The sequence below is a fragment of the Pseudalkalibacillus sp. R45 genome (assembly GCF_052246725.1).
Classification (GTDB): domain Bacteria; phylum Bacillota; class Bacilli; order Bacillales; family Fictibacillaceae; genus Pseudalkalibacillus.
The window spans coordinates 1-13,537 of the sequence record NZ_JBQQCL010000022.1 but is presented as its reverse complement, the minus strand read 5'-3'; the positions used below and the strand labels follow the sequence as shown (position 1 = coordinate 13,537).

The window sequence follows — 13,537 nt, the reverse complement described above, 5'->3', positions numbered from 1 at the left end:
CATAAGAAAAAGAGCTCAGAGATCTGAGTCTTTTTTGTGTTATATGGGCTGAGGAGTTTACTCCATTAAAGCCCCCTTTTATTGAATAACATTAAGTTGATTAACCTTCAACGATTGCAAGGTATTTCAAAACTTTTCCATTAGTTTCCACCAGTAATATATCTCCTCTTCCCTTTGCTGAGAAAATCTTTGTACCGACGGGAAGTTTATTAGACATTCCATCTTTAAAATCGGTATTAGCCTTATTAATCATTTTTATTTAACCAACTTGTTCATTTTTTGTTAAAGTTAATTCTTCTACCCATTCAATATTAGTCTTGTAGATTACGCCATCATACTGAAAAATATCTGCATTTGGGTTCAATGTCAAAACTTCATCTGCATCAATACTACCACTTGATACTTTAATTGTTTCTCCTTCGGTTGAGCAACCATTTGTTAGACATATTGCTAACACAGCCAAAAAACAAAACAACTTTTGAAGCACATCATTCCCCCCTTTATTACATAGACGGTTATAGTTCTTTCTTCAACTAAACTACTTATTCTTAGGTACTAAACAAATGAGGGTGGAATCCTTTTTAGATCAACGCCCCCTTATACAGAGTAAGCATATTAAAGAGTCAAAATTGCAAATGGGTAGAACAACCAATAATCATCGATGAACGTTATAGATAATAACCAAATTGGAATAGCTATGAAAGAGTAAATTAATTGATGATATGGCTTTTTTAAAAGCTTAAAGAATTTCACTATGGCTAATGTCCACAATATAAAGGTGAACACAAGTAAATAAAGACCAATTGAAAAGCTACCTAAAAAACTTACGATATAGAACAACAATCCACCTACAATGAATAATTTCATTGAAGGCTTCATCATTGCAACCACAAATAGACATATCCCAATTATTAAGAATAAATAAAAAATAATTGTGTACATTTTCACCTCCTTAATCCAGACTCCTGCCTAATACTTACATATTATGCAAAAAGAGGCGTAATCCTTCTTGGATTATCGCCCCCTATAATTGAATAACTGTAAAGCTAATGAAGCTTTTTTAAAAACTTCGTTTCTCTGGCCAAGCTCCTTGCATTTTACTAAGGAACACAATTTGCCCAATATGATATGCGTCGTGCATTGCTAAACTCTTCAGTTCAAGTACTAATGGATAATCTTCTTTTGGGATTTGTCTATACATATCATCATGGTCTGATTTTGCTAGTATTTTTCCAAGTTCACGGTGAACATAAAAGTATTCTTGTTTTGTTTCCTTCCAATTTTCTAACGTCTCATTTGGTAATTGAAATGTAGAATCATTATTTTCTGCGTGTGGTTCATTCTCTGTTTCGCCAAGAAAGCGCATCAGAAATCTCTTTTCAAAGAAAAGCAAATGACACACTAATTCCCAAATGGAATTCATTGACCCATCAGCTGGTTTCCAAATTGCCTGTTCAAAAGTAATATCCTCTAGCACTTTTTCAAGTGGTGGAAACCAGTCTTCTTCATCTAAGCAGCTTGCCCATTGTTGTAACAAAAGTGTCTTTACATCCATTTTCTATTCCCTCCAATTTAATCCCTTTAATAGATAATCCCTTTGGTCAAAATTCATTTGCGGCGTGTTGTAAATAGCTCACTTATCAAGGTGTCATGCCAATCCTTAAACTTCTTTCAACAATCAGCCGGACTTTTGCATATATAAAATTACTTTTCAAAGTTTCTATCTCCTCAACCCTTACTTCCATAAAAAAGAGCATTTCTCCTTCTTAGAGAAATGCACCTTTAAATGGAATAAACGAGCGCAACCCAATACTTTAGAATTGCGCCCGATTACGGTAGATCATGTTTTTATATATACTACAACATTTTAACGTAAAATCCACGTTAAGACACATTTTCTCCACAGAAAAACCGGTATCCCTTACTCTAAGGATACCGGTACAGGAGTTTTTTAAAGGGTACAATCAGGACACTACAATGTTTTATAATTTTTTCATTAGTTATTGCAGCATGAGCTTGATGTGGAAATTGGTGTAGAGGTTCTGCTAGAGTGGACATCGGCATCTGCCTTTGTAAAAAAGAACTCCCACTCATTCCTATCTGGATCAGTAATCCAAAATTTATCTTGAACAGCGTAACAACAAGTTGTATCCATTTCATCTCGTGCAAAGAAACCTTCTTTTTCAAGTCTTTCTTTATGAAATAATACTTCGTCTTCCGAATTTAATTGAAAACCAAAGTGACCAACTTGATTGCCTTCGACTTTATTACTTTGATTTAAGGTAAAGTTTAATCCTGGTTGTTCGAGTAAAAATTTCGCATAGCCTTCTTTAACCTTTGCAGGTTTAATACCGAAAGCCTTTGTATAGAACTCAATACTATCCTTCAAATTTGTTACGTTTAACCCAACATGTACGTTTAACTTTAATAACTCCTCCTTAACATAATTAGGTAATAAGGAAATTTGATACAACAAGAACTTTATGCTTTGTTAGTGATTCGGACTAATGGATTGAGCCTTTCATTGGAAATATGCTTCACATACGCATCAGCACTTCTATTGATATCTTCGTCTTTGATAATGACCGTATCGTGTTGTACAAAATGAGGCAGAAAAAACATTCCAGTCAAATTCGCGGTTGCTTGTATCGGCCTCGTCAACTCACTGATTGTGAACTGATTTTTCCCTCCAGCTCGATAAGAATTCTCTGCTCCTCCAATCGATATGGCCAACACCAATTCTTTTCCTTGCAACGCTCTACCTCCAGGACCATATGCCCAGCCATACAATAATACTTGGTCCATCCACTTTTTTAATAGGGGTGGCGTACTGTACCAGTAAAATGGGAATTGAAATACGATTCGATCATGTGAAGATAATAACTCTTGTTCCCACCTTACATTGATTCGCTCATCTGGATACTCTCCATAAAGATTATGGACGGTTACTTTGTGACTTCGTTCAAGCTCCTGCATCCACCTAGCATTAACTCGTGACTTTTTCAAGTTAGGGTGAACAATCAAAACAAGTATTTTCATGAGACAAACTTTCACTTCCTTCAATACAGAATCGTGATAATTTGCTGTAAATTCAATTTTTCAAATAACGTAAAATCCTTTTCACAACAAATTGAGCGTCTGGTCCCACCCCCCTTAGTGTTGCAGAAGAAAATGAACGCTGACCTTCCAATCCAACATAGTAAATACCAGGGACAGATGTACTGATTCCTGCTACCTGTAAAGGAATCCCTTCCGAATCTAATGCCCCAATAGGTTTCAGGTAAGGAAGGTTAACCTGATAACCCGTCGCAAAGATAACCGTATCCACTACTTCTCTTTTTCCGTCTGACCAAATTACACCATCGGAATAAAAGGATGTAAACATGGGAAGTTGATCCGGTTTTCTCGCAGCTATTCGCTCCTTGTAATCACCCAAATCGGCAGCTCCACCGGGAATTGGAACCTCTTTTCCAAATCGCCAAAACGGAAAGGTATCCAAACCGATTACTCGAATCCAAAAATGTAAATCCTGCCCCCATACCCGTTGTTTCACGAGTTGAACCGGCTGACGTACGACTAAGGATGTTCGACTGTACTCGGAAAGTTCGATGGCAAGTTGTACAGCCGAATTTCTACGTCCTACTATCAGGATTCTTTGATTGGCAAACCCTTCTGGATTTCGGTACTCAGAAGAATGTAGAATTTGACCTCGGAAGTTTTCTTGTCCCTTTATGTCAGGGGTAAATGGACTATGAAAAGAACCTGTTGCATTAATGATGGTTTTGGTTTGATAAATGTCTCCAGAACCTGTTTGGATTCTAAAGAATCCGTTTTCCTTCTCAACAAGCACAACTTTCTGATTTGTCCTCACTGGTAACTCAAATTTCTTTCGATAAGATTCTAAATAATGAATCACTTCTTCTCGTGACGGATACTGATCGGGGATTCCTGGGAATTTCATGCCAGGTAGTGACGAAAAACGTGTCGGAGAAAACAATTTCAAACTTTCATAATAAAGAGGCCACGATCCTGTAGCCTGCTTACCTGCTTCCAAAATCAAAAATTGTAGCCCCTTCTTTTGCAAATGATATCCCGATGCAAGCCCAGCTTGCCCCCCTCCAATCACAATAGAATCCAATACTTTATCCATATTGCTTCCTCCTTTATAATTATTTGCATTTTGCAAATATAAAATGAAAGATATCACCCCAATGGAGGGGTGCAGCAAATGCTGGATTTTGCCATTGCATTGTTCAATAGCTTAATGGAGCGAATGACAGTCTCTTGTTCAAATTCATTCATATGGGAAAAAACTTCATCTAAGTAGGCATTAATTTGCTGATTAATTGATGTTGCTACATAGGTTCCTTCCGTTGTTAAAGAAAGTATGTAGACTCTTCGGTCATCTGGATCAGGCGTCTTTTTGATTAGATTCATCTTGATTAACGATTGGATTTGTCGGCTAAAGGTTGTGATATCTGTCCCCAATGCATTTGCAACTTGTTGCACAGAAGGCTTATGCCGGTGGTCAATTTCATATAGGATATGACTTTGTATTAAAGAAATATCAAACCCACCAGCAGAACAGCAGCTTTTATTAAGAAAGCCAAAGCGCCGAGTCATTATTTGAAATAATTCACGAAGATCTTCGTTTTTCATTTTCGTTCCCCCCTAATTTATTTATACAATAGGTATTTGTAAAATGCAAATAATTAAAATGAAACTAAACTTTTTAATGCCCTAACTTGTTCGATAAATGGCCCAATAGATAAAGAAATGGTACATCCCTTATTCAAGATATGCCCCCTTAACCGGAAGACTTGAAGTTGAGATAATACTTAATAGATCTCCTACTTACTACAAATAAACTTTCTATTCAAGACTCATTAGATTTCTGATTCTGATGTGCTTTGATTTTGGTAATTTTTATACTTTTAAGGGAGTAATAATATCTTTCCTAATTTCCCTTTATTTTTAAAATAAACTTGAGCTTCTTTCGCTTTCTCCAAAGGAAAAGTCTTATCAATGACTGGTTTGATTTTGCCTTCGGAAATAGCATTTAGCATATCTTTAAACTCTGCTCTAGTCCCCATCACAGAGCCGTACACAGTAATATGTTTTAAATATAACGTTCTAAAATCCAGACTTGTCTTCTGGCCACCAGCAGATCCAGAAATACAGAACTTTCCTCCTTTTTTCAGAACCTGAAGAGATATTGAAAACAAAGCATCTCCTACCACATCTAAGACCGAGTCAATCTGACCACCATTCACTTCTAAAATTTCTTCTTGAAGACTATCTGATCTGTAAGATAATACGTGTGTTGCTCCTAATTCTTTCATTCTTTCTTCACCCTCTAAATCACCTATTATGGCAATAACCTTAGCTCCAAAAACTTTAGAGGCAATTTGCACATTTAAGGATCCAACTCCACCATTGGCTCCTGTTACCATAACCGTTTCTCCAGGTTGGACATGAATTTGTTTGACCATATGCCAAGCTGTGAGCCCGCTAACTGAAAAAACTGCACTTTCTGAATAGCTTGATAGGGGCATATCAAAACAAAGATCAGCTGGCCACACTACGTATTCAGCATAACCCCCATCATATTCTGACCCTATAAAGGACATATCCTCAGAGATATGTTCAGTCCCTTCTTCACCACTAGATGTAAAAGGAAACAAAACTACACGTTTCCCTAACATGGCTTCGTCTGTTTGGCCTCCAACTTTAACTATTTCTCCAGTTATGTCTGATCCGGGAGTACGTGGGAATTGCACGCCTTCTGGTCGCCAACCAGACTTAGAACCGGTACCGTAAGCACCTTCTCTCATCCAGATTTCCGTATTATTAATGGCACATGCTTTTACTTTCACAAGAACTTCATTTTCTTTGGGTTCAGGTATAGGAGCGTCTATTACTTTTAACTTATCTACGTTGCCATACCCTGTTACTTGTACAGCTCTCATTAAATTATCACCTTTCCCTAAATAAATTCTATTTTTATATTGCTCTCGTGGGTTGTTTACGATTCATAAAGACCATAGTGCATCAAATATTATTGTTCAACCATTTAGCATATAAAAAAGCCAGCATAAAATGCTGACTTAAAATCGTACTTATTCAGTTAAACCCGCTTTTCTAAAACAAATCCTCTAAGATTTTTACGGTTCTTTTGTATTTGGCAAACGGAGTAAATGTAAAAGATCTTTAAAGATATTTGGTGCTGAAAACAAGACATCATCACCATATAATTCTATCGGTATTCCATCGGGGACAGCATTTACATGACCTGTTAATGCCCCAGCCTCACGGGCAATAAGTCCTGAAGCAGCCACATCCCATGGAGCGAGGCTCTCAGTATGACCATGCAGTTTTCCAGATGCCACATAGCAAATATCTATCGTAGGAGCTGCAAATCGTCTAATATCTCGACAATGTGTACTTAGTATATTTACTCGCGATAGGGCAGACTTCAAATCTTTTTTGTTATGTGGGAATCCAGTGCCAATTACAGCATCAGCTATTGACTCTGAGCTGTTGTATACTTTCAGCAATTCACCGTTACAGTAAGCACCTTGGTTTCGTATTCCCACGTATGTACAGTTCAGATCGGGTGCATATACCGCTCCTGCCCAAACAATGCCATCAAATGCAATTGCTATGGAGATACCGAAATGAGGAAGATTATTAGCATAGTTCACTGTTCCGTCTAAGGGATCAATGATCCAAAGAGGACCATCAAATGTAATATCCCCCCAACCATTTACCCGACTCTCTTCAGAGAGTATACGATGTTCAGGATAACACTGAGTAATCGCTTCTCGTATTATTTTATCTGACTCTAAATCTGCTGATGTTACAAGTTCACCAGCATTTTTAAACATTTTATCTACAATACCTTCTTCACGAAGCTCTACAACACGTTTACCAGCATCTCTTACGACCTTTTCAGCAAAATTCGCCCATTCATTAGCTTTTTGATTCATCAATTATGCACATTCCTCTCATTAGTTTTGAATGTGTTTTAATTTCCATCATTCAATTGAACATTAGATTGTTAAAAAGGTGAGTAAATAACACTCTGAATGTTCAACAACAAGATGCATTTTTCCTTCTTGAAGAAATGCCCCCTTATATGGAAGACGATAATTGTATTAAAGTGATGAGGGTTTATCTCTTAATTCCCTAGTGAGAAATATATAAATCCAAATAGAAACAGAGGAAGTTAACAAAAATAGTAGTCTTACAATAAAAGAAGATACACCTAACAAATTTGCTATACCACCACATATTCCGAATAATGCTTTATACGTTGATGATATTGTTAACTTTTGTAACATTTCAACCCTACTTTTGTCTGTTATTAATCAAATTTTTTATATGTTCTTTGTAAGAATGCTCTTATACCATTTAACTGTCCAACTCTTGAGTATGTAAGGGTACCAGTCGCTTTTTCAGCAAGTGCCATCCGTTCGTTATAAATAAAGACTTACACAATAATTGCATATTATATAAATGAAGTGACAATAAGTAATTATTTCTTACCTTTTAGTTCTAAAAGTATAGGTGCTATATTTAGTAAGATAGAAACAATTGTCAAAAACCATAATGCCCTTGCCATACCAGGTACTACATCCGATAAAGCCGCCCAATCTTCCACTTTTACCCACCGAGATACATAACTGTAATCTGCACAAAGTGTTAATGCTGTAAATGATAATCCCATCGCCATAGCAAGCTTATAATCCTTTCCTGCTTTATACATTTAAAGATTTATAAAAGTTGCTACTATAGCAATAACCCCTAATATTACCCACATAACTATACCTCCATATATTTTTTTATGTCCTGTAATAATACTAATGTGCTTCATTTTTTGCATTACTTTTTTATTAGACATTAATATGTCTAATCTTATTTCACAGTAAACGCTCATACCTTTTGTGATTTCTTATTGAACAAATCTGCCCTCTAGCTTAATACCAATTATTTCAAATTATAGGATTTAACTCAATCATTAATTTCATAATAAAAAGACATACCCTTACTTCAGATATGCCCCCGATTGCTGAATAAAGTAAAAATAGATTTATTTTCCTCTTGGTTGGATTGGAATAAGTTTAGACATCACAAAATGTCCCACCGCTATTGTAAGTAAAAAATCTGTATATGGAGTATTAGTAGTCATCCATCCTGCAAACAAACTAAAAAATATGTACGAAATAACAAGTAAAATAATAACGTATATCTCTGCTTTTATAGTAATTCCTCCCCTTTTAAAGTAATTTCTTCTTAAGTACATTAAATACCTGTCTTAAATTAAGCTCTCTTTAGTTATTTTCTTGTTTTTCCTGCTGTCTTTCAATTTATGACCTCTTTTTCTGAGCGAATAGGAGCCTCTGAAGTCTATGGCATCAATCAATACTTTTCATTTATGTTTCGGTTGATTCTCCCGGTTGGGATTGTTTTTGAGTTACCTCTTCTCGTCATGTTTTTAACCCATTTAGGGCTTTTAACACCATTAAAATTAAAACAGACGAGGAAAACCGCTTATATCATTCTATTGATTTTGGCAGCTATGATAACGCCTCCTGATATCGTATCGCATCTATTGGTAACTACTCCTTTGCTCATGTTGTATGAAATCAGTATTTTTTGTTCAAAGATCGTGTTCTCAAAGAAACAGGGTTATGAGTCCAAAGATCTTCAATCATAGTTTTGAACTTTTTTACTGCAAGGGATGTGAGCATCTTAATATGACAATGTCTAAACTTTCTCATATTTATAAAAAATCGTGTTGAATTTGTTACGATATGTTTGAAGGAGATGGCAAGCATCTCCAACTACTTCCCCCCTTTTATATAGATGGAATGAACCCTCTACTTTATTTGTAGGGGGTTCACTTGTGAGGTGCAAAATGCAAAAACGCAGACCAAATCACAAGGTAAATCACATAAAATTCGTTTAATAATTCACATTACAAAGGCTTAGAGGAGAATCTCCTTTAAGCCCATTTCTTTATATTACTTATTCAATTAAAGCGCCCTTTAGCTGAAGATCGGTCAATAGGTATTTTTTTCGATTTCTTATTGAATCTACTCTTTCGTTTAAACCTTTATCCCATAGATAGCCGTAAACTTTGAGCAATCCGTACACTTTTTATAGAATAGTTTGACTTAACTTCCTTTACCAATTGATAAGCAGTTAATAATAATGTTTCGTTTTCTATTTTTGAGTTAAAATTAGTCTTACTCATAAACTCATCGAGAGCCAAAGCTGCATTCATCAGAATTTCACCCCATTTCTTATCACTATATGAACATCAATGTAAATCATTTATACCACTGTGCCTGAATACCGAGCATATCGAAATATCGTCCTTTTTCCTTCATTAATTCAGAATGAGTTCCTTGTTCAACTACTTTTCCATTGTCTAAAACAATAATACGGTCAGCAAGTTTAGCTACCCCAAGCCTGTGTGATATGAGCAACACCATTCTTCCGTATGACATATCTTGAAATTGTTTATATATCTCTACTTCAGATTTTGGATCCAGAGAAGCGGTTGGTTCATCAAGCACCATGACTTCTGCATTTCTTAAGTATGCGCGAGCTATCGCAATCTTTTGCCACTGTCCTTGTGATAAATCATATCCGTTTTCAAATTCCTTCCCTAAAAAGGTATCGTATCCTTCCGGAAGTGAGGCAGCGACACCGTCTGCTCCTGATAACCGTGACGCATATTCTACTTCCTTTAGATTGTCTAATCCAATTTTTCCAATCGCTATATTATCCCTAACAGACAGATGGTACTTCTGAAAATCCTGAAAAATAGCTGATGTTTTCTTACGCCAATCATGCATCTTTAATTCTTTTAAATCGTGTTCATCAACAAGTATTCTTCCATTAGAAGGGGAATATAACCCTAACAGTAGTTTTACTAAAGTCGTTTTCCCTGAACCATTTGCACCTACTAAAGCTATCCGTTCACCAGGTTTGATGTGAAAGGTTATATCTTGAAGGACAGGTTTTTTGCTTCCAGGATAATAAAAACTAACACTTTCAAAATTGATACCCTTTTGAAGTTTAGTAGATTGTAGGGATACTCCGTCTATATTTTCTTCCTCGAGGTCCATGTATTGAAAAAAGTCCTGGACGTATCTTAAATCATTATCAATAAGTACAGTATCCCAAAACAGCATAGAAAAATTTTGCTGAAACTGTAAAATGGCCGTTAGAAAAGCTGCGTACATTCCTGCCGTTAATACGCTATTATCACTAAAAAGGATTACCACCGATAAAGTTAAGCCAAGTGTCATAATAAGTCCAATCGAACTACTTATATCCATGATGAATCTTCTACGCACAAGATTCAGACGTTCATTTCGTAATTTTCTATTTAATGAAGTCCAAGTACCCAAAAGATGATCTCCTAATCCAAACAAACGAATCTCTCCAGCAGCTTTTCGTCCCGACATCAGTTCTGCCAAATATCCCAGACGTCTTTGGTCATTCGTCTGTTCTTTTTGAAGGAGATATTGTTCTCTCAATGAACGCACACGTATAGATGTAAATACTATGGTGCCAAGTAACAAAACTAACGGGATTAACCAATTAGTTAATCCTAAATAAATAAAGAGTGAAATAATGGTTGTTAAAGTACTTATGATTCGAAATATAAAATGCATGGTTGAAAATAGACGTTGATCAATGCCTTGTTGTGCCCTTTGTAATTGGTCATAAAACTCAGGATGTTCAAAGTTTTCAAGAGACATTGATTGTGCTTTTATCAGCATTTTTTCCTGAATCGTAGCTTTTATTTTTTCTTGAATATGATCTGTGGTGGCTCCACCATAAATTCGTGTAAAATGATGAAGGAACATCGATAAAATAAAAAGTGATGTCCAACTAATGACAAAAATTAGTTCGCCAGCTTGAGACTGAACCGCCTTTACCACTTCATCTACAAGGTGCCGAAGAGAAAAAAGCGTAAGTAAAGGCATGAATCCACTTATCATCATCATGATAAAAATGATTAGTACTTCTTTTCGAGACAGTGAAAGGAGTAAATGTATTAGGCGAAATAAGTAAAACCATCTTATTCGAAATGAATCTCTTTCCACTCGAATTTCTTTACTCTTTTCACGCTGTTGGTTTTTCTTATACCTCAAAAATTCACTCCCTTTCATATACTTGTTCTTTATACCATTCAGCCTGTTGCTCATACATTTCTGCATAAGGACCACCGACAGCTATTAATTCTTCATGTGTACCCTCTTGAATAACTTGTCCTTTATGTAAATAGATTACGCGGTTTGCTATACGAGCTGAACCTAAACGGTGTGAAATAAGTAAAACTGTTCTTCCTTGAGATACGTCACTAAATTGACTGTACACTTCCAGCTCAGAATTGGCATCTAAGGCTGCAGCAGGTTCATCCAAGACTAAAAGTTCAGCATCACGAAAATAGGACCTAGCAATTGCTAGCTTCTGCCACTCTCCACCTGATAAATCGATAGACTTTTCATATTCTTTACCTAATAACGTTTTGTAACTGTTTGGAAGGTTTGTAATCACTTCATGTACTCCACTTTTTTGAGCTGCCTGCACAATCTCTTCTTGATTTTCCAGTCGGGCAACATCACCGTTCCCTATGTTCTCCTTAACAGTTAGATGGTATCGTATATAGTTCTGAAATACAGCAGCTGTTTTTATTCGCCACGAATTAGGGGGAATTTCACTTAAATCTAACCCATCTATTAAAATCACTCCTTCTGTAGGCTGAAATAACCCGAGCAACAAACAAGTTAAGGTTGTTTTTCCGGAACCATTTTCACCCACTAAGGCAAGTCGTTCCCCTTGTTTTATATGCAAGTTAATACTTTGAAGAGCCGGCTCCTTTTTTCCTGGATAGGTAAAACTAACATTTTTAAACTCGATCTCTTTTTGAAAGGTAATAGGGGGCATTGATTCTGATAGGACTTCTTCATGCTCAAGTTTCAAATACTTTGGAACATTTTTAAAATCTGCATAAAAATGATTTAATACATCTCCTCCCTGATACCCAAGCGTAATTAATACCCGTTCATATTGATTTAACAAATAGAGCGTGGCAACCAGAAGCCCAATGGTTATAGATCCTTGTAAGCCGATATATATGGTCCATACAATAACGAAACCTATAAGTATATAAATTGCAAAATTCGATTGAATCCTTATATGGGCCATTTTCCTACGCGCTATAAAGAGTTCATCAATCAATTCATTATTCATTGAATGCCATTTCTTTAAGAAAAAATTCCCTAGACCAAATAAACGTAGTTCAGTAGCACTTTCTCTGGTTGTGGATTGATTGCGCCAGTAAATCATCTTTCGTCTAAAAGGAGAATGACGATAATTTACTTCCGTAAAAATTTTATTGCTGTTAGCAATTGAAATGACCAATGGTATTGTGCCTAAAAGTAAAATAATGGATGGAACGATACCGATTTTTCCTACCATATAGATAATGATAATAAGTTGAAATATTGCTGTTACTAAATTTCCTAATCCTTCTAATGCCCTAACAAGTCTATTTCCGGTAGCTTTTTGTGCTCTTTCCAATTGATCATAGTATTTTGGTGTTTCGAACATTTCCAATTTAAGAGAAAGTGCTTTTTGATACAACTGTTGACTAAGACTTTCATTTAATTGTTCATTTAAATTAGCAGCTAGAAAGGGTTGAAACGATTCAATTGAATGACGTAAAAATAATCCCATCACTAAAAGAGAGAGCCACGGTAGTAACTGGATTACGTTTCGTTCCAAAGTTCCATTCGAGCCCATTCCCTGAATTAGTTCATTTACTAAACCTGTGATTGCCCATACCTCTAATAGGGGAGCTAAGCCTCCAATCCCACTTAAAATAAAAAGACTAATAGTATGTAGCTTTGATGTCGTCCATAAGGTTCTTAATCCAAATAGAATGACATTCAAAAATTCCGAAAAATCATCTTGATTAAAAATGGTATTTTTCTTGATATTTAACTTATCTCTTATTAGGTTCAACTAATTTAATCCCCCTTAGGTTTCCTTAAATGTATCCATAAAGAAACCATATAAAATTATAAGTCTTTTTCATGTTACCCTAGAAACAATATTTAAAATAGTCTGAAATTAATTAGCCGATTATATACAATATATATATAGGGATGTAATATGGAATCATGGTGCATCCCTTTTTCTTTTTTTAGTACAACTCTTTACAATTTCTCTGACGTAAATAGTGTTTGCCATTTAAATATACTCTTAGAACAAATTGCTCATTAGGTGTTTGTATTACATAGTGATCATTAAAACTACTCCGTAAAAATTTACAACCAATAGGTGCGGTCAAATTATATGTATCGGATAAAAATGAAACCAGATATATAAATGTCAATGATAATATGTACACTTTTGACGATTTTAGAATGTACACTTTTGTTCATTTTCTTAAGGGTTGATGATCCCTACCTAACGTTTAAAGTTAGGCAGGGGGTTCCTTTGAGACTAG

14 protein-coding genes and 1 pseudogene are annotated in these 13,537 nt (G+C 35.6%); 1 reads left to right on the top strand and 14 read right to left on the bottom strand.

The genetic code is table 11. The features are described 5' to 3' along the window. Positions 1–100 precede the first annotated feature (100 nt). From ACTWQL_RS21995 to ACTWQL_RS21945, 11 genes are all read right to left on the bottom strand, one after another. Complete coding sequence (locus ACTWQL_RS21995; RefSeq protein WP_443144527.1) at positions 101–253, bottom strand: hypothetical protein; 153 nt, start codon at positions 251–253, stop codon at positions 101–103. 6 nt (positions 254–259) lie between these two features. Then, a complete protein-coding gene (locus tag ACTWQL_RS21990; RefSeq protein ID WP_443144526.1) occupies positions 260–487 on the bottom strand; it encodes a hypothetical protein in 228 nt (75 codons plus the stop codon). A gap of 573 nt (positions 488–1,060) precedes the next feature. Then, positions 1,061–1,555: a DinB family protein gene (locus ACTWQL_RS21985; protein WP_443144525.1), complete on the bottom strand. Its 495-nt coding sequence runs from the start codon at positions 1,553–1,555 to the stop codon at positions 1,061–1,063. Positions 1,556–1,996: 441 nt separating this feature from the next. Further along, positions 1,997–2,464, bottom strand: a complete 468-nt coding sequence (locus tag ACTWQL_RS21980) for an ArsI/CadI family heavy metal resistance metalloenzyme (RefSeq protein ID WP_443144567.1) — start codon at positions 2,462–2,464, stop codon at positions 1,997–1,999. A gap of 17 nt (positions 2,465–2,481) precedes the next feature. Beyond that, on the bottom strand, positions 2,482–3,039 hold the full coding sequence (locus ACTWQL_RS21975) for an NAD(P)H-dependent oxidoreductase (protein WP_443144524.1): 558 nt from the start codon (positions 3,037–3,039) through the stop codon (positions 2,482–2,484). Between the two features lie 52 nt (positions 3,040–3,091). After that, entirely contained in the window at positions 3,092–4,150 is a 1,059-nt protein-coding gene (locus ACTWQL_RS21970; RefSeq protein ID WP_443144523.1) for a flavin-containing monooxygenase, read from the bottom strand. Between the two features lie 53 nt (positions 4,151–4,203). Beyond that, positions 4,204–4,659: a MarR family winged helix-turn-helix transcriptional regulator gene (locus tag ACTWQL_RS21965; protein ID WP_443144522.1), complete on the bottom strand. Its 456-nt coding sequence runs from the start codon at positions 4,657–4,659 to the stop codon at positions 4,204–4,206. 275 nt (positions 4,660–4,934) lie between these two features. Then, on the bottom strand, positions 4,935–5,969 hold the full coding sequence (locus ACTWQL_RS21960; RefSeq protein ID WP_443144521.1) for a zinc-binding dehydrogenase: 1,035 nt from the start codon (positions 5,967–5,969) through the stop codon (positions 4,935–4,937). Positions 5,970–6,164: 195 nt separating this feature from the next. Beyond that, positions 6,165–6,989, bottom strand: a complete 825-nt coding sequence (locus ACTWQL_RS21955) for an inositol monophosphatase family protein (RefSeq protein WP_443144566.1) — start codon at positions 6,987–6,989, stop codon at positions 6,165–6,167. A gap of 168 nt (positions 6,990–7,157) precedes the next feature. After that, on the bottom strand, positions 7,158–7,343 hold the full coding sequence (locus ACTWQL_RS21950) for a PspC domain-containing protein (RefSeq protein WP_443144520.1): 186 nt from the start codon (positions 7,341–7,343) through the stop codon (positions 7,158–7,160). 194 nt (positions 7,344–7,537) lie between these two features. Continuing rightward, positions 7,538–7,768 (bottom strand): hypothetical protein, encoded by a 231-nt coding sequence (locus tag ACTWQL_RS21945; RefSeq protein ID WP_443144519.1) that lies wholly within the window; start codon positions 7,766–7,768, stop codon positions 7,538–7,540. Between the two features lie 570 nt (positions 7,769–8,338). Between ACTWQL_RS21945 and tatC the strand changes: the two are divergent. After that, positions 8,339–8,719, top strand: a pseudogene (tatC, locus tag ACTWQL_RS21940) (twin-arginine translocase subunit TatC); the annotation flags it as partial. Between the two features lie 399 nt (positions 8,720–9,118). Here tatC and ACTWQL_RS21935 read toward each other — a convergent pair. Genes ACTWQL_RS21935 through ACTWQL_RS21925 form a run of 3 tightly spaced genes read right to left on the bottom strand, consistent with a single transcriptional unit; the run spans position 9,119 to position 13,050 of the window. Then, positions 9,119–9,289, bottom strand: a complete 171-nt coding sequence (locus tag ACTWQL_RS21935; RefSeq protein WP_443144518.1) for a hypothetical protein — start codon at positions 9,287–9,289, stop codon at positions 9,119–9,121. A gap of 46 nt (positions 9,290–9,335) precedes the next feature. Continuing rightward, the gene (locus ACTWQL_RS21930) at positions 9,336–11,174 is read right to left on the bottom strand and encodes an ABC transporter ATP-binding protein (protein WP_443144517.1); all 1,839 of its coding nucleotides are present in this window, start codon (positions 11,172–11,174) and stop codon (positions 9,336–9,338) included. Positions 11,175–11,178: 4 nt separating this feature from the next. Beyond that, positions 11,179–13,050, bottom strand: a complete 1,872-nt coding sequence (locus ACTWQL_RS21925) for an ABC transporter ATP-binding protein (protein ID WP_443144516.1) — start codon at positions 13,048–13,050, stop codon at positions 11,179–11,181. Positions 13,051–13,537: the final 487 nt, after the last annotated feature.